The organism is Nitrosophilus alvini (assembly GCF_015100395.1).
In the GTDB taxonomy this organism is placed as follows: Bacteria; Campylobacterota; Campylobacteria; order Campylobacterales; family Nitratiruptoraceae; genus Nitrosophilus; species Nitrosophilus alvini.
In genome coordinates, this window is the sequence record NZ_AP022847.1 from 896,618 (window position 1) to 911,715 (window position 15,098).

Annotated in this window: 19 protein-coding genes; 15 read left to right on the top strand and 4 right to left on the bottom strand. The window is 36.4% G+C overall.

Going from position 1 to position 15,098, the window contains the following annotated elements; translation table 11 throughout:
* Positions 1–21: 21 nt before the first annotated feature.
* Complete coding sequence (locus EPR_RS04650; protein ID WP_420827470.1) at positions 22–822, top strand: ABC transporter permease; 801 nt, start codon at positions 22–24, stop codon at positions 820–822.
* A 10-nt stretch (positions 823–832) separates the two neighbouring features.
* Positions 833–1,678 (top strand): aspartoacylase, encoded by an 846-nt coding sequence (locus EPR_RS04655; protein ID WP_200764109.1) that lies wholly within the window; start codon positions 833–835, stop codon positions 1,676–1,678.
* 27 nt (positions 1,679–1,705) lie between these two features.
* On the opposite strand, the gene kdsB is transcribed toward EPR_RS04655, so the two are convergent.
* Positions 1,706–2,422: a 3-deoxy-manno-octulosonate cytidylyltransferase gene (gene kdsB, locus EPR_RS04660; RefSeq protein WP_200764110.1), complete on the bottom strand. Its 717-nt coding sequence runs from the start codon at positions 2,420–2,422 to the stop codon at positions 1,706–1,708.
* 83 nt (positions 2,423–2,505) lie between these two features.
* On the opposite strand from kdsB, the gene EPR_RS04665 reads away from it, so the two are divergent.
* The 4 genes from EPR_RS04665 to trpC are packed head-to-tail and all read left to right on the top strand — an operon-like array spanning position 2,506 to position 5,649.
* Positions 2,506–3,198: a tRNA1(Val) (adenine(37)-N6)-methyltransferase gene (locus tag EPR_RS04665; protein ID WP_267905527.1), complete on the top strand. Its 693-nt coding sequence runs from the start codon at positions 2,506–2,508 to the stop codon at positions 3,196–3,198.
* Positions 3,186–3,569 (top strand): YkgJ family cysteine cluster protein, encoded by a 384-nt coding sequence (locus EPR_RS04670; RefSeq protein WP_200764112.1) that lies wholly within the window; start codon positions 3,186–3,188, stop codon positions 3,567–3,569. The genes EPR_RS04665 and EPR_RS04670 overlap by 13 nt, the downstream gene beginning before the upstream one ends.
* A complete protein-coding gene (locus tag EPR_RS04675; RefSeq protein ID WP_200764113.1) occupies positions 3,569–4,849 on the top strand; it encodes a tetratricopeptide repeat protein in 1,281 nt (426 codons plus the stop codon). Before EPR_RS04670 ends, EPR_RS04675 begins: the two co-directional genes overlap by 1 nt.
* Before the next feature lie 14 nt (positions 4,850–4,863).
* Positions 4,864–5,649: an indole-3-glycerol phosphate synthase TrpC gene (gene trpC / locus EPR_RS04680; protein WP_200764114.1), complete on the top strand. Its 786-nt coding sequence runs from the start codon at positions 4,864–4,866 to the stop codon at positions 5,647–5,649.
* A gap of 65 nt (positions 5,650–5,714) precedes the next feature.
* Here trpC and EPR_RS04685 read toward each other — a convergent pair whose 3' ends face one another.
* The gene (locus EPR_RS04685; RefSeq protein ID WP_234697181.1) at positions 5,715–6,161 is read right to left on the bottom strand and encodes a GatB/YqeY domain-containing protein; all 447 of its coding nucleotides are present in this window, start codon (positions 6,159–6,161) and stop codon (positions 5,715–5,717) included.
* 122 nt (positions 6,162–6,283) lie between these two features.
* On the opposite strand from EPR_RS04685, the gene dksA reads away from it, so the two are divergent.
* Complete coding sequence (gene dksA, locus EPR_RS04690) at positions 6,284–6,634, top strand: RNA polymerase-binding protein DksA (RefSeq protein WP_234697182.1); 351 nt, start codon at positions 6,284–6,286, stop codon at positions 6,632–6,634.
* The gene (locus EPR_RS04695; RefSeq protein WP_200764115.1) at positions 6,634–7,149 is read left to right on the top strand and encodes a type 1 glutamine amidotransferase domain-containing protein; all 516 of its coding nucleotides are present in this window, start codon (positions 6,634–6,636) and stop codon (positions 7,147–7,149) included. The genes dksA and EPR_RS04695 overlap by 1 nt, the downstream gene beginning before the upstream one ends.
* On the opposite strand, the gene EPR_RS04700 is transcribed toward EPR_RS04695, so the two are convergent.
* Positions 7,133–7,336, bottom strand: coding sequence for a hypothetical protein (locus EPR_RS04700; RefSeq protein ID WP_200764116.1), 204 nt, complete (start codon positions 7,334–7,336; stop codon positions 7,133–7,135). The two genes, EPR_RS04695 and EPR_RS04700, sit on opposite strands and share 17 nt — an antisense overlap.
* An 85-nt stretch (positions 7,337–7,421) precedes the next feature.
* On the opposite strand from EPR_RS04700, the gene EPR_RS04705 reads away from it, so the two are divergent.
* The 4 genes from EPR_RS04705 (at position 7,422) to EPR_RS04720 (ending at position 10,023) form a co-directional block, all read left to right on the top strand.
* Positions 7,422–7,697, top strand: coding sequence for a hypothetical protein (locus EPR_RS04705; protein WP_200762112.1), 276 nt, complete (start codon positions 7,422–7,424; stop codon positions 7,695–7,697).
* 107 nt (positions 7,698–7,804) lie between these two features.
* Positions 7,805–8,557: a motility protein A gene (locus EPR_RS04710; RefSeq protein WP_200762113.1), complete on the top strand. Its 753-nt coding sequence runs from the start codon at positions 7,805–7,807 to the stop codon at positions 8,555–8,557.
* A 9-nt stretch (positions 8,558–8,566) separates the two neighbouring features.
* Positions 8,567–9,268, top strand: coding sequence for an OmpA/MotB family protein (locus EPR_RS04715; RefSeq protein ID WP_200762114.1), 702 nt, complete (start codon positions 8,567–8,569; stop codon positions 9,266–9,268).
* An 8-nt stretch (positions 9,269–9,276) separates the two neighbouring features.
* Positions 9,277–10,023, top strand: coding sequence for an OmpA/MotB family protein (locus tag EPR_RS04720; protein WP_200762115.1), 747 nt, complete (start codon positions 9,277–9,279; stop codon positions 10,021–10,023).
* A gap of 11 nt (positions 10,024–10,034) precedes the next feature.
* Here the strand turns inward: EPR_RS04720 and EPR_RS04725 are convergent, their stop codons facing one another.
* Positions 10,035–11,096 carry an SO_0444 family Cu/Zn efflux transporter gene (locus tag EPR_RS04725; protein WP_200762116.1) on the bottom strand — a complete coding sequence of 354 codons (1,062 nt, stop codon included), beginning with the start codon at positions 11,094–11,096 and terminating at the stop codon, positions 10,035–10,037.
* A gap of 125 nt (positions 11,097–11,221) precedes the next feature.
* On the opposite strand from EPR_RS04725, the gene EPR_RS04730 reads away from it, so the two are divergent.
* Genes EPR_RS04730 through EPR_RS04740 form a run of 3 tightly spaced genes read left to right on the top strand, consistent with a single transcriptional unit; the run spans position 11,222 to position 15,080 of the window.
* Positions 11,222–13,276, top strand: coding sequence for a copper-translocating P-type ATPase (locus tag EPR_RS04730; RefSeq protein ID WP_200762117.1), 2,055 nt, complete (start codon positions 11,222–11,224; stop codon positions 13,274–13,276).
* A gap of 9 nt (positions 13,277–13,285) precedes the next feature.
* Positions 13,286–13,942 (top strand): response regulator transcription factor, encoded by a 657-nt coding sequence (locus EPR_RS04735; protein WP_200762118.1) that lies wholly within the window; start codon positions 13,286–13,288, stop codon positions 13,940–13,942.
* On the top strand, positions 13,929–15,080 hold the full coding sequence (locus tag EPR_RS04740; RefSeq protein WP_200762119.1) for a sensor histidine kinase: 1,152 nt from the start codon (positions 13,929–13,931) through the stop codon (positions 15,078–15,080). The genes EPR_RS04735 and EPR_RS04740 overlap by 14 nt, the downstream gene beginning before the upstream one ends.
* Positions 15,081–15,098: the final 18 nt, after the last annotated feature.

A 15,098-nucleotide genomic window follows, 5' to 3' on the forward strand; every position in this document is an offset into this window, starting at 1 on the left:
AAAAACGGTTTGAAAAAGCAAATTCCATATATCAGTATTTTTATATTGGTTTTTATATTTTTATTCTCATTTTTTGGGCAGCTGCTCTATCCAGTCTCTGCATTTGAACTAAATAAAGAAGCTATACTGCTCCCGCCGTCTATTGAACATATTTTCGGTACGGACAGGCTTGGCAGAGATATTCTGGCACGGGTTATCGAAGGAGGGAAAGTATCTTTGATTATCGGAGTGGGAAGTGCTTTGATAGCAACTTTCACGGGACTTGTTCTAGGTGTCAGTGCAGGATATTTCAGAGGAAAAGTTGATAAAACTTTTGTTATAGCTGTTGATCTTTTTCTAACATTTCCCACATTTTTTCTCCTTTTGGCGCTTGTGAGTTATATCGAGGCTTCAAGTCTTGTTTTGATAGTGGTTATATCGATAACAGGATGGATGACAACGGCAAGAATGATAAGGAGTGAAAGTTTTGCCATAGCGAAAAAGCCTTTTATAAAAATTCTCAGGATTGCCAAAGTTCCCAATATCAAAATAATACTCAAATATTTTGCTCCGCTCATTGCCCCGATATTTTTTATAAGTTTTACATTCGGAGTAGGGGGAGCTATACTTGCGGAATCCGGGCTAAGTTTCCTGGGGCTTGGAATTACTCCTCCACAGATGAGCTGGGGTTCTATTTTAAGCGAAGGAAAAGAGGTGATCGATATTGCATGGTGGGTTAGCTTTTTCCCCGGTCTTATGATATTTTTGGTAACTTTTAGCCTTATTAATATATCTGATTGGCTGCAAAATATCACAAACCAAAAAGAGATATCGACAATATAGGGATTAAACAGTGGAAAATATAAAAAAAGTTGCAATTGTAGGCGGCGTACATGGAAACGAGTTAACGGGTGCATATCTGGTAAAAAAATGGCAAAAAAACCCAGAAATTTTTAAAAAACAGAGTCTCGATATATCTGTTTTTCTTGGCAATCCCAAAGCTTGTGAAATCAATAGAAGATATGTTGATCAAGATCTAAACAGAAGTTTTTCAAAAAGAGTTCTTGAAGACCATTCGCTGCCGGAATATGAGGCAAACAGGGCAAAAGTTTTAAAAGAGCTTATTTCCGGTCACAGTTTTTTGATAGACCTTCACACTACAACTGCAAATATGGGAATGACTCTCGTTCTTTCCAAAAAAGATCCGTATTCAGAAAGAGTTGCAGCTATTCTGGCTGAGAAATTTGATGATATAAAAATTCTCAGGTGGTTATCCAACGATGAAGGAGATTTTATAAATACACTGACTCCACACGGTTTTACTATTGAGGCAGGACCGATTCCGCAAGGGGTTTTAAGAGCCGATATCTTTCAAAGATGCGAAGAGATCGTTTATGAGACTTTAAAAATAATCAGTAATGATATTAATCAATATGAAACAAAGGAAACCGTAGTATACGATATAGTAAAAACTGTTGACTATCCCAGAACTGCAGCAGGCGAAATTGAAGCGATTATACATCCCTCATTGCAGGACAGAGACTACAAAGCTTTAAATAGCGGCGATCCCATATTTGTCACGTTTGATGGAAAAGTGATACCATATGAAGGAGAAACATTTTATCCGGTCTTTATAAATGAGGCTGCTTATTATGAAAAAGGGATTGCATTTTGTCTTTGTGAAAAAAATCTGATTTAGTTTTTGGTTTAAAAGGTTGTTTTTTTCTCAACCTTTTAGCCTTTTTTTCGCTTTCTCAAGATCTTCTGGAGTATCTATACCTATACTTTCGCTTTTTACTCTTACCATAGCTATTTTATATCCGTGATAGAGGGTTCTTAATTGTTCGAGTTTCTCTATGTGTTCCAGCGGCGCGTGGGAAAAAGAGCAGAATTTCGAAAGAGCCTTTCTTGTAAAACCGTAGATACCAAGGTGTGCTTTATATTCGTTATGTGTATCTCTGGGGTAGGGGATAAGACTTCTCGAAAAGTATAATGCCAATTCGGAAGCGTCCGTTATAACTTTTACAATATTGGGATTTTGCGCATTTTCCATGTCTATTATTTTGTAGGCGCTGTTCATCAGTATATTGCTGTTCAAAGAGTTTGATTTTGTCAGATCATATACTGCTTTTATGACATCTGTTTCTATAAAAGGTTCATCTGCCTGAACATTTATGATTATCTCATCATCGCTCAGTCCGGCTCTAGCAGCAGCTTCATTTATTCTATCTGTTCCGCTTTTATGGCTTTTACTTGTAAGTACGGCATTGAATCCGAACTCTTCTGCTATTTTTACAACCGTTTCATCATCTGCCGCAATAAGTACTTCATCTATGGTTGAAGCCGCTTCGGCAGTTTTTATTACCATAGGCTTGCCGTCTATTTCGGCAAGAACTTTGTTAGGAAATCTTGTTGAGGCTAAACGAGCGGGAATTATAATCATTTTAAACCTTGTTATAAACAATTTAAGGGTAAAATTATAACAAAATATTTAATTTGAAAAAGTTTATTCCCAAAAAGGCAGTTATGATCATATATCAACCAAGCGACGGTTACTGTTACAACAGTGACACTATATTTTTGTATGATTTTATCAGGAGATTTTATCTAAAAGGCAGTTGTTTGGATATAGGATCCGGTTCTGGTGTTTTAGGGCTTCTTATTGCACGTAATTTCGATGTTAAACTGACGGCCGTTGAAAAACAGGAAAAAATGGCATTTTTCAGTAAAAAAAATGCAGAGGTAAATAATATCGATATAGATCTGATGGTTGGAGATTTTTTAGAAATGGATTTGAAAAAAAGTTTTGATTTTATAATATCCAATCCCCCCTTTTATCATCCCGATGTGATACAAAGCGAAAAAACAGAAATAAATATCTCAAGATATTCGCACCATCTTCCTTTAGATAAACTTTTCAAAAAAGTGGCCTCATTGCTAAAACCGAAAGGTTATTTTATTTTCTGTTATGATGCGAAACAGTTGCAGGACATTGTTTATCATCTCTCATTAAACAGACTTCGGATTGAAGCTCTCAGGTTTGTGCATCCGAAACGTAGCAGAGATGCCACTCTTGTAATGATGAAGTGTAGGAAAAATTCAAAATCTTTCGCAAAAATAATACCCCCTTTGTATGTGTTTGAAGATGAGAAGTTTTCCGATGAGGCACAAAAAATCTTTAAAGAAGCGGGAGTACACAGTATAAAATGTCTGATATGATTGAAAAAGAGGGTTTTGATTTTGTTTTTGACCCCAATGCGTGTGAAACTTGCGAAGGAAATTGCTGTACCGGAGAGAGCGGATATATCTGGGTCCAGAGTAATGAAATAAACGAAATTTCCAATTTTTTGAAAATTGATACAGAAAGTTTTATGAAAAACTGTCTAAAAAAGGTAAAATATAGATATTCCATTAAAGAGATATTTGTAAATGGCAGTTATCAATGTCTCTTTTTTGATAAAGATAAAGGATGTGAAATATATCCGGTCCGTCCAAAACAGTGCAGAACATATCCCTTTTGGGATCATTTTAAAGAAAACACAAAAGAGGTAAAAAAGGAATGTCCCGGAATTTTTTTAAAAAAGAGTTAATGTTTTTTTTCTTACTGTTGCCTCTTTTATTTATATCGGGATGCAGTATTAAAAAACCCGATACAAAAGAGACAAAATGTTGTCAAAAAGTGTTTGAAAAAGAAGATTTCTATATTATGTCAGCCCTATATTTTCAGCAAAAGGGTTATTATCAAGATGCAGCGGAACTGTTTAAAGAACTATATAAAAAAACAGAAAGGCCTGAATATAAAATAGAAGAGATAAAACTCCTTATTGCAATGAAAAAATATAAAAGTGCAAAAGAGGAAATATTGAAGCTTCAAAAAAGTTTTCCTGATAATGCACAGCTGTTTCGTCTTTTATCTCTTGTCTATTTTCATCTGAAAGATTACAAAAATGCGGAAAAATCTATTTTAAAAGCGATAAAACTGAAAAGCAATCCGCAAGATTATGAGTTTCTCGCATCTATGTATATGTCACAGAAAAAATATGAAGCCGCACTTAAATATTATCAGAGCGCTTATGCCATAAACCATGATGAGAAACTTGTAGACAGAATGGCAACTATTATGTTCTTGTATCTTAACAAGAAAAAAGATGCCATTGCATACCTTGAAACACATACAAGAATGTACGGCTGCTCCTTTGTGTTATGTAATAAACTAGCAAGTTTTTACGGTGCTTTAAATGATGTGGATGGAATGATTTCAGTATACAAAAGAATGTATGAAAGATACAATGAAGATGATATAGCAAAAAAACTTGTTGAACTCTATATTTTTAAAAGAGATTATAAAAATGCCATAGAATTTCTTGAAAAAAGTAAATTTAATGACGAACTTCTCCTTGATCTTTACAAAATACAAAAAGATTACAAAAAAGCGGCAAAGCTTTCAGAAACTTTATATAAAAAGACAGGGGATCTGGACTATCTGGCACAAAATGCAATTTTTGAATATGAATCAGCTTCAGACAAAAACGATCCTACTCTTCTGAATAATGTAATAAAAAAGTTTGAAAAAGTTTTGGAGAAGAGAGAAGATAGTCTATATCTGAACTATCTTGGATATCTTCTGATAGATCACGATATAAATATCAAACGAGGAATTGAGCTTGTAAAAAAAGCGTTGAAACAAAACAGTGAATCACCCTATTATCTTGATTCTCTTGCATGGGGGTATTATAAGCTCGGCAGATGCAAAGAAGCATATGAGTTGATGAAAAAAGTTATTGATAAGCTTGGTTTAAAGGATAAAGAGGTAAAAATTCATTGGGAAAAAATAGAAGAGTGTCTTAATAAGATAACTAAAAAACAGTAACAAAAGGACAGAATTTGATTCTTGATAAGATAATTAAAAAAACCAGAGAGGATCTCGAAAAAAGAAAAAAAGATTATCCTTTAGAGTGGCTCGGACGCAGCCTTGCGTATAATCCTTTTGCTCCAAGAGACGTAAAACCGGCATTGAAATCAACGGAAGAGAATCCTTACAGAATTATTGCAGAAGTAAAAAAAGCAAGTCCCAGCAAAGGTGTTATAAGAGAGGATTTTGATCCGATTGCAATTGCAAAAGAGTATGAAAAAGGCGGAGCTGATGCTCTATCTGTTTTGACTGAACCGCATTTTTTTCAAGGAGACATAGAATATCTTACTCAGATAAGAAGGTATGTGCCTATGCCGCTTCTGAGAAAAGATTTTATAATAGACAAATACCAACTTGTAGAAGCTCTGGTATACGGAGCGGATTTTGTCCTACTTATAGCAAAGGCGCTGAGCAGAAAAGAGCTCAAAGAACTACTCGAATATACCTGGCATTTGGGTATGGAAGCTTTAGTGGAGATACATGATAAAAAAGATCTGATAAAAGCGATTTTTGCCGGAGCCAATATTATAGGAATCAACCATAGAAATCTCGAAACTTTCGAGATAGATCTCTCATTATCTGAAAAACTTGTACCTCTTATACCGAAAGGTAAGATTATTGTCGCTGAAAGCGGTATTCAGACTCATGAACAGGTTAAAGAGCTGCATAAAATAGGTGTTGATGCGTTTTTGATCGGAGAACATTTTATGAGACAGGATGACATTGCGGAAGCGGTAAAAAAAATCAAAAACGGATAATCTATCTATTGAACCTTCTGAACACACATTGCTGTTTAGAAGGTGTTGGCTATTTTAACAAAAAACTAACCCAAAATTTTTCTTACTATTGCATTTATTCTTTTTCCGTCGGCACGTCCTGCAAGCTCTTTAGTAGCTTTTCCCATGATTTTCCCCATATCTTTGATTGATGTTGCACCGACTTCTTCTATAATCCTTTTCAATTCAATTTCAAGCTCTTCGTCACTTAATTGTTTCGGAAGATAGCTTTTGAGCAGTTCAGCCTCTTTTGTCTCTTTCTCATACAGATCCATTCTTCCGGCTTCTTTATACTGACCGGCCGCATCCTCTCTCTGTTTAATAGACTTTTGAATAATTTTTTGTATATCCTCGTCTGTCAGCTCCTTTCTTTCATCAACTTCAACCTGTTTGATTGCACTCATCAAAAATCTGATAGTATCTCTTTTAAACTGATCTTTTTCTCTCATTGCCTGTTTCAAATCTTCCTGAAGCCTCTTTTTTAGTTCGCTCAAAACCTCTCCTTCAAACTTAAATTAGGAAGATTATATCAAAATGTGAATAAAATTTGTACATATGATTACAACATATAAAAGAAAATTATGGTAGAATTTTCCGAAAAAATGCGGGGTAGAAAATGTTGGAAGTGGAATACTTTAAAAAACTTCTCGAAGAGAGAAAAAAACAGATCGAAAAGAATATAAAAGAGACAGCTTCAGAGCTGGAAGAGTTGAAAAATATGGAAGTCAACGATGACGGCGACTATGCTGCTTTGTGTACGGACAATATGATAGACCAGGCGATAAATGAGCAGCAATACGAAGAGCTCAAGGAGATTGAGGCAAGTTTTAAAAAGATAAAAGAGGGCACTTATGGAACTTGCGAAATGTGCGGTGAACCTATAAGAATCTTGAGACTAAAAGTCAAGCCTCACGCAAAATATTGCATAGTATGCAGAGAAATAGTTGAAAAAGAGCCGAAAAAATAGTGACAAAAATAGCAATACTCGTAGACGATCTTTTTGATGAAAGAGAGTTCATCTATCCTTTTTACAGGTTTCTTGAGGAAGGATATAATGTTCTTGTTGCGGGCAAAGAAAAAAAAGAGTATACATCAAAACACGGTTTTTGTGTAAAAACCCAGTTAAAAATATCCCAAGTAAAATTAAATATGATCGACGCTGTATTTATCCCCGGAGGCTATGCACCGGAAAAACTTAGAAATGATAAAAATGTATTAGATTTGATAGTAAAATGTGACGGCGCCAATAAACCTATCGGCGCAATATGCCACGGCCCGTTGGTTCTTGTCGCGGCAGGAATTTTAAAAAACAGAAAAGCTACCGGATATCACACCATTAAAAAAGAGATGATAAATAGCGGTGTATTTTATACCGGTGTTCCTGTAGAAATAGATAAAAATGTTGTTACAGGCTCCGGGCCATCGGCTCTTCCTGAGTTTATGAAAGCTTTTTTGAAAACAATTGCTATTCGTACTCAATAGATTTTACATAACTTTCCAAAATAATTTTATAGATCGCTTCTGCTTCATCTTTAGACTCGAAAAACCATTCAATACTTCTTTGCGTAAAATGAAATAGTATAGTATCGCCTTTTAAAGTGATACTTTCTACTCTGGTGAGATTTACAGGATCTCTTTGTTCATAAGTAATAATCAGAGGCAATCTCATTTGCAATCCTTTTATGAGTTTTATTAATTTTATGTTTGATTACCTGTAATTGTGATAAAATCCCAGTAAAAAAGCGATATAAATTATGAAGATAGTAATTAAAGACAAAAGTATCGATGTTTCAGAAATTTCAAGAGTATACCCCGCCGCTTTGGTAAAAACAGAAGAGGGTGAAATATCTCCCATCTCATTAGAATGGGCAGAATCTCACATTGACAGTGTCGAAATTTCTGGTTTTTCTCTTATTTTTTATTTTAAATCGGAATCAAAACCCACTCTTGATATAAGATATGAAAACTTTGATGAGATGGTACATGATATGGAACTGATATTTGAAAAATTATCAAATATCCAAAACTAAAAAAAATTTCACTAATACCGATAATACAGTAAGTAAGATATATTTTATGAAATATATTCTATTATTTCTCAAAATCTTTTTTTAATTCTTGAACTACAGGATGGTATATGGATATAGCCACTCTTATAGGTATAGGCGGTGCATTTTTATTGATAGCCATTTCGATAGTTATCGGAGGAAGTCCGATGGCTTTCGTGAACGCACCGTCTCTGCTAATCGTTGTAGGAGGAGGTTTGGCTGCGGCTTTGGCAAGCTTTCCGATGAAGGAGTTTATGAGCGGGGTAAAGGCTATAGGCAAAGCTTTCAAACCCGGACTTCCAGAACCCCTTGAAACTATAGAGTTCTTGGTGTCTACTATGAAAAAAGCCCGAAAAGAGGGTATACTTTCTTTGGAAGCAGAAATAGACAAATATTATGAAAAAGATAGGCTCTTAGGCGATATCATGAGAATGCTTATAGACGGACAGGATATTGAAGAGATTCAGTCCAATGCCGAAAATGCCCTTGCGCAGATTGATCAGCAGCTCACTACAGAAGTCAATGTATGGGATGCTTTGGGAGAGCTCTTTCCGGCTCTGGGAATGATAGGTACACTTATAGGTCTTATTCAAATGCTTCAAAATCTTAGTGACCCTGCGGCACTCGGACCCGGTATGGCTGTTGCTATGATTACGACTCTTTACGGAGCTATTTTGGCCAATATTCTTTGTATACCGATTGTAAAAAAGCTTAAATATTACAAAGAACTCCAGCTTATGTACAAAGAGTCCTATTTGATAACGGCTCAGGCAATTGAAAAGGGATTAAATCCCAATTCTTTGCAGCAGAAACTTGCTGCTTTGTATGGTGTAGAAGTGTAAAGAAATATTATGGCTAGGAAAAAAAAAGAAGAGTGTAAGTCTATACCGGGCTGGCTTGTGAGCTTCGGGGACCTTATGTCTCTTCTTCTTACCTTTTTTATACTTCTTTATTCTATGAGTACAATATCGCTTGAAAAATTCTATCAATCCATCCGGGGTATCACGGAAGCCTTTGGCGGCAGGACTCTTACACACGAAGAAAATATCATCAAAGGTAAAAAGATAGAGCTCAATTTGCCTAAAATGTACCCCAAAATAAAAAAGAAAAAAGCAATACAGAAAAAGTTAAACGAAATTAAAGAGATGTTGGAGCGGGCAGGCCTGAAAGCTGAAGTTGTTTCTCATGGCTCATCAATCAGACTTAGACTCTTTTCCGACAGAATATTTCCGCCAGGTAGCGATATGCCGTACAAAGATGTGATTCCTTATATCATGACATTTTGTGAAAAAATGAAAGAAACCTCTCTTCCGGTTATTATAGAAGGGCACACCGATAATATTCCTATTCATACAAAAAGATTTAAAAACAACTGGGAGCTTTCTGCCGCAAGAGCAGTACAGATACTTAGACTTTTTATCAAATGCGGATATAATCCGAATGCTCTTGCGGCAAAGGGCAGGGCAGAATATGACCCTATAGCGCCCAACGATACAAAAGAGGGAAGAGCAAAGAATAGAAGAATAGAGTTTATAGTCAATCTTTCAGTATAGGAGCAGTTTTGGCAAGAAGAAAAAAGGAAGAGTGTAAAACCATACCGGGCTGGCTTGTAAGCTTCAGCGACTTGATGTCACTCCTTCTTACATTTTTTATTCTTCTTTATGCCATGTCTACTGTCGATGTTACAAAAGCCATGAAATTTCTCTCTTATTTCCAGGGAGAAAATCCAAAATTCGCACCTCAGCAGATATCTGTAATACGTCCTATTGTACCTTTTACTACCGATATGGTTTTAAAGATAAAGAAAAGGATAAAAAAACTGCTACCGGTATCCGCATATCAGATAGTTGCTACTAAAGAGTATGCCCTTATAAGACTTTTTGACGATATAGTTTTCGAGCCCGATTCCGTAAAACTGACTCCAAAAGCAAAACAGGCATTGAACCAGATAGCGCAAATACTCAAAGCAATTGAGAAAGAAGAAAAAGAAAATATAGAAATAAGGGTGGAAGGTCATTGCGATATATCTGAAAAAGGAAAAAAAATCGCAGGTGTCAAGGATGCATGGGAACTCTCCTTGAAAAGAGCAACAGCAGTTATCGAATATTTCATCTCAAAAGGCGTCGATCCCTCAATGTTTTCTGTTATGGGATACGGAAACAGCAAACCTTTGTACAAATGGAAACATCCTATGCTTCAAAGAAGAAACAACAGGGTAGAACTTTATATCCAGGTTAAGACAGACAAGCCCCCTTCTGAGGAAGAGATGAAAGAAAAAATTCATAAAACCGAAAAATTTGAAAAGTAAAATAGATAAATTTAGCTACTGCAGCATGCAGCTTTGCTCTTTTTGAAAAAACTTTTGAATATCATAACAAGCAAAATTACAGTGGCTATACGACTCATAAGTCCCGCTTCTTCATTCATATGTACAAAATTTTCAATACTCATACCGCTTTGATAGAAAAACCAGTCAAATACTATGCCAAAAACGATGCTTCCGGCTATTATAGTTCCCAGATAAACAAGAAGAGATTTTTTGCCGAGAAGTTTATATACTACACCGATAGTGACACTGTTTGTTGCAGGGCCGGCGCTCAGAAAAACGAAAGCCGCTCCCGGACTTACTCCTGCAAGTATCAAAGACGCGGCTATGGGAAGTGAAGCTGTCGCACAGACATACATAGGAAGAGATATGATCAGTGCTACTATATAACTGAGAATGATATTTTCTTTCAAAAATTCTGACAGGTTTTCAGGTATGAAAGAGGCTATAAGAGCTCCCAAAACCAGCCCCCAGAAAAGCGGTTTTGCAATATCTGAAAAGAGTGTTTTGAAACCGTATTTGAAAGCATCGGCAAAAGAGAATTTTTTTTGGATTTTTGTATCTTCACATCCCGAGCAGCAGCTTTGACTGGTAGGTTTTTCAACAGTAAAAACAGGTTTTTGTTCAGATTGCTGTGGATTTTCTTTTTCTATAAAAATATCAATAATACCCGCAGCCAATGCAACAATCAAAGAGGTGATCACTCTGTATATTGTAAAAAGAAATCCGAAAATTCCATAGGTTGCCAGGATAGAATCAATACCGGTAATAGGGGTAGAGATAAGAAAACTTTGAATAGCCCCTTTTGATGCTCCCTCTTTTTTCAAAGCCGATATAAAAGGAATTACACTGCAAGAACAAAGAGGCAGAGGAATCCCAAAAAGCGATGCTTTAAGGACTGAAGCCGTATCTTTTGAACCTAGATGTTTTTTTACGAAATTTTCCGGAATCAACTCATGCAAAATACCTGCTGCAAAAAGTCCTACCAGAATATATATCGACATGGCATCGGCAAGAGATATGAAATTTTCGAAAAATTTTTCTAGATATTGCATAACAAGTCACCTTTTTTAAATTATACAGAAAATTTCAAACCTTATCTCTACACGTTATATACACATTACACTGTTAATATGAAATATGAAAAAGAAAGAAGATAACATCTTTCAAGGAGGAGAGTATGAAAAGGGAAAAAAATCATGAGCATATCCATAAACATAACCACAAAGATATGCATAAAGAACACAAACATGAAGAGCATAAAGGAGATACAGGACACGATTCACACGACCATACTTCCCATATAGAGATGTTCAAAAAAAGATTTTGGATCTCTTTGATATTAACTATCCCTGTACTTCTCTCCTCAGAGATGATACAAAAACTGCTAGGGTTTGAATTTGTCTATCCTTTTCAAAAAGAGACGATTATATTTTTTTCATCGATTATATATTTTTACGGAGGCTGGCCTTTTTTGGCAGGTGCTGTTGCAGAGATAAAGAAAAAAGAGCCGGGAATGATGCTGCTTATAGCTATGGCAACAAGTGTTGCATATTTTTACTCCTTTATATCTTCTGTTTTTCTTGGAGGCAAAGATTTTTTTTGGGAACTCTCCACTCTTGTAGATATCATGCTTTTGGGGCACTGGATAGAGGCGAAAAGTATAATAGGCGCATCCAGAGCGCTTGAAGCACTTGCAAAGATTATGCCGATGAGCGCTCATAAAATAGAAAAAGATGAAAAAATTGTGGAAATTGATATCAAAGATCTCAGACCGGGAGACCTTGTTCTGGTAAAACCGGGAGAAAAAATTCCAAGTGACGGCATTATCGTAAAAGGCTCAAGTACTTTCGACGAATCGATGCTGACCGGTGAATCAAAGCCGGTTTTCAAAAAAGAAGGGGACAAAGTGGTTGGCGGTGCGGTCAATCAGGAGGGAGCCATTGTCGTCAGGATCGAAAAGACAGGGAAAGATACATATCTTTCGCAGGTGATAGAGCTTGTTAAAGAGGCTCAAAAAAGCCGGTCCAGAACACAGGATTTCGCAAACAGAGCAGCAGGTCTGCTCTTTTATGCTGCAACTGCCGCCGCGGCTATAACTTTTGTGGTATGGATTTCCATCGATTCCGTTGCGGTTGCAGTTGAAAGGGCAGTAACGGTACTTGTTATAGCTTGCCCTCACGCACTCGGTCTTGCCGTTCCGCTGGTCGTTGCTTTTTCCACATCGATTTCTGCCAAAAAAGGGATTCTGATAAGAGATAAAGAGGCATTTGAAAAAGCAAAAGATCTTGATTTTGTCGTATTTGACAAAACAGGAACATTGACTGAAGGAAAATTAAAAGTGGAAAAAGCGATATCTTTTATAGAGGAAGAAAAACTTTTCTCATATGCCAAAGCCCTAGAAAGAAACTCCGAACACTCTATCGCAAAAGCGATAACAAAATATTGTGCAGAAAAGGGTGCAAAAAAATACGAAGCCGAACAGTTTGAGGCGATTCCCGGAAAAGGAGCAAAAGCACGCATAAATGGCGAAGATATCGTTGCTGCCAGTCCTTCATATCTGAAAGAACTTGGTATCGAAATCAAAGACTTGGAGACTTTAGAGGAGATGAAAGCCGGCAAAACTGTTATATTTTTTGTTATAAACGATAGGCTTGCAGGTGCTTTTATATTGAGCGACAATGTAAGAGAGGAGGCTAAAACAGCTATTGAAAAACTCAAAGCCCTGGGAATAAAAACAGTCATGATAACCGGAGACAGCAAAGAAGCGGCGGAATATGTGGCAAATATACTAAAAATTGACAAAGTATATGCACAGGTCCTTCCCCATGAAAAAGCGAAAATTGTAAATTCATTGAAAAAAGAGGGTTATAAAATAGCAATGGTGGGTGACGGTATAAATGACGCCCCCGCTTTGGCTGCGGCTGATGTAGGTATGGCCATAGGAGCAGGAACTGACGTAGCGATAGAGAGTGCAGATATCATACTTGTAAAAAGCAATCCTCTGGATGTTTACAACGCCATAACGCTTTCGAAAATAACATACAGGAAAATGGTTCAAAACCTATGGTGGGCAGCGGGATACAACATAGTGGCCATTCCGCTTGCAGCCGGTATACTAATGCCATGGGGTATTGTTATCACTCCCGCTTTCGGAGCGATATTGATGTCACTTAGTACTATAATTGTGGCAATCAACACTCAGACATTAAAATCAGCGGCAAAACTGGTATAATATTTTACTATGAAAGTATTGATAGCAGAAGATGATGTGATACTTGCCGATATCCTTGAAGAACATCTAAAAAAAAGAGGTTTTTTTGTCAAAGTCTGTTATGACGGAGATACAGCAGTGGATGCCGCTTCAAAAGAGGCATTCGACCTTTTTTTGCTGGATGTGAATATGCCCGGTTGCAGCGGTTTTGAATTTCTAAAAACTTTCAGGCAGATAAAAAATCGCACACCGGCAATTTTTATAACATCTTTACAAAGCAGCAAAGAACTGAAATATGCTTTTGAAATAGGAGCAAACGACTATATAAAAAAACCCTTCGAACTTGAAGAGCTTGACGCAAGAATCTCTTACCATCTGGGTACAAATCAAAAAAACGAAGAGATAAAAATCGGCGAAGAGACATATTTTTATCCTGAAACAAATAGTATTATCAAAAAGAAAAGCTCCTATCACCTCTCTCCGAAAGAGGCGCAGATACTCTCATATTTTGCGAAAAACCGCGGCAAAACCATCTCTTATGAAGAGTTGGCATACAATATATGGGGTTACGATGAAGCTCCCAGCGAAGCAACGATAAGAGTCTATATAAAAAATCTGAGAAAGATATTGGGACCAGAGAGAATAAAAACGATAAAAAAAGCAGGATATCTGTTTGAATGCATATGAAAAAAAGTCTCTTCTGAATTTTCTTATCATATATGTAGGCTCCACCATATTGCTTTTGGGCCTTGTGGCATGGTTTTTTTACAAATACGAAGAGCAGACGCTCAAATCTTTGAAAGAGGCTCATATGAGAAGTTTTGCCTCTATGGCTGCATCTGCGGTGATCAGAGCACAGATGCAAAACGAACATCTGAAACTTCCCGAAAACAAAAACTTCAAACTTCTTCTGCTAGACAGTGAAAAAAAGGACATATTAAACGGCAAAAAATATGATGAAATTGATGTTACAAAAAATTTATACACAAAAAACGGCAGATATATCTATATAGACAAAAGCGCATATGGACATCTCGGAGTAAAATATATTGCGGTTTTGGAGAAAAAAAACGACAGCAGGATTGAAAAACTGCAAAAAAATATTCTTCTGATTTTTCTAGGTGTCTTTCTGTTTATATCTGTTATAGCATATTTTTTGGGCAGAATGTTTCTAAAACCTGTCAAGGAGAAAGTTGAATCCATAGAGAAGTTTGCCAAAGAGAGTGCACATGAGCTCAACACTCCGGTAACAGCGCTGCTTATGAGTGCAAAACAACTTGAAAACAGCGATATTGATCAAAAAATTCTAAAAAGAATAAGAGCCAGTACAAAACGTATAAAACAGCTTTATGATGGTCTTTCATACCTATTTCTTTCGGAGCATGAACCCGCTGAAAAAAAAGAGATAAATCTCAAAGATACCGTTACAGACTCTATCGGTTTCATAAAAGATATAGCCGATACCAAAAGAGTGACAATAATCTCGGACCTTGAAAACTGCAGGGTTTTTATGGATGAGAAATCGGCTTTCGGCCTGGTGGGCAATATCATATCAAATGCTGTCAAATATACTCCTCCGGGGAAAAAAATAGAAATTATTCTGAAAAAATGCCGACTGGTCGTAAAAGATGAGGGCAGAGGAATACCTGAGTCAAAAATCAACGATATCTTCAAAAGATATGTGCGTATAGACAAATCCCAGGGAGGATTTGGTATAGGTCTTAGTATAGTCAAAGAGATATGCGAAAAATATGATATAAAAATCGATGTTCACTCCACTTCTGAAGGAACCTCTTTTATACTGACTTTCCCTGAAAATATCTGATCTCTACACATTATCTAC

Excerpts from the sequence above, each read along its gene's own strand:
- kdsB (WP_200764110.1), bottom strand. The coding sequence starts at position 2,422 with ATGATTATAATTCCCGCTCGTTTAGCCTCAACAAGATTTCCTAACAAA.
- EPR_RS04665 (WP_267905527.1), top strand. The coding sequence starts at position 2,506 with ATGATCATATATCAACCAAGCGACGGTTACTGTTACAACAGTGACACT.
- EPR_RS04670 (WP_200764112.1), top strand. The coding sequence starts at position 3,186 with ATGTCTGATATGATTGAAAAAGAGGGTTTTGATTTTGTTTTTGACCCC.
- EPR_RS04675 (WP_200764113.1), top strand. The coding sequence starts at position 3,569 with ATGTTTTTTTTCTTACTGTTGCCTCTTTTATTTATATCGGGATGCAGT.
- dksA (WP_234697182.1), top strand. The coding sequence starts at position 6,284 with ATGTTGGAAGTGGAATACTTTAAAAAACTTCTCGAAGAGAGAAAAAAA.
- EPR_RS04700 (WP_200764116.1), bottom strand. The coding sequence starts at position 7,336 with ATGAGATTGCCTCTGATTATTACTTATGAACAAAGAGATCCTGTAAAT.
- EPR_RS04705 (WP_200762112.1), top strand. The coding sequence starts at position 7,422 with ATGAAGATAGTAATTAAAGACAAAAGTATCGATGTTTCAGAAATTTCA.
- EPR_RS04710 (WP_200762113.1), top strand. The coding sequence starts at position 7,805 with ATGGATATAGCCACTCTTATAGGTATAGGCGGTGCATTTTTATTGATA.
- EPR_RS04715 (WP_200762114.1), top strand. The coding sequence starts at position 8,567 with ATGGCTAGGAAAAAAAAAGAAGAGTGTAAGTCTATACCGGGCTGGCTT.
- EPR_RS04725 (WP_200762116.1), bottom strand. The coding sequence starts at position 11,096 with ATGCAATATCTAGAAAAATTTTTCGAAAATTTCATATCTCTTGCCGAT.
- EPR_RS04730 (WP_200762117.1), top strand. The coding sequence starts at position 11,222 with ATGAAAAGGGAAAAAAATCATGAGCATATCCATAAACATAACCACAAA.
- EPR_RS04735 (WP_200762118.1), top strand. The coding sequence starts at position 13,286 with ATGAAAGTATTGATAGCAGAAGATGATGTGATACTTGCCGATATCCTT.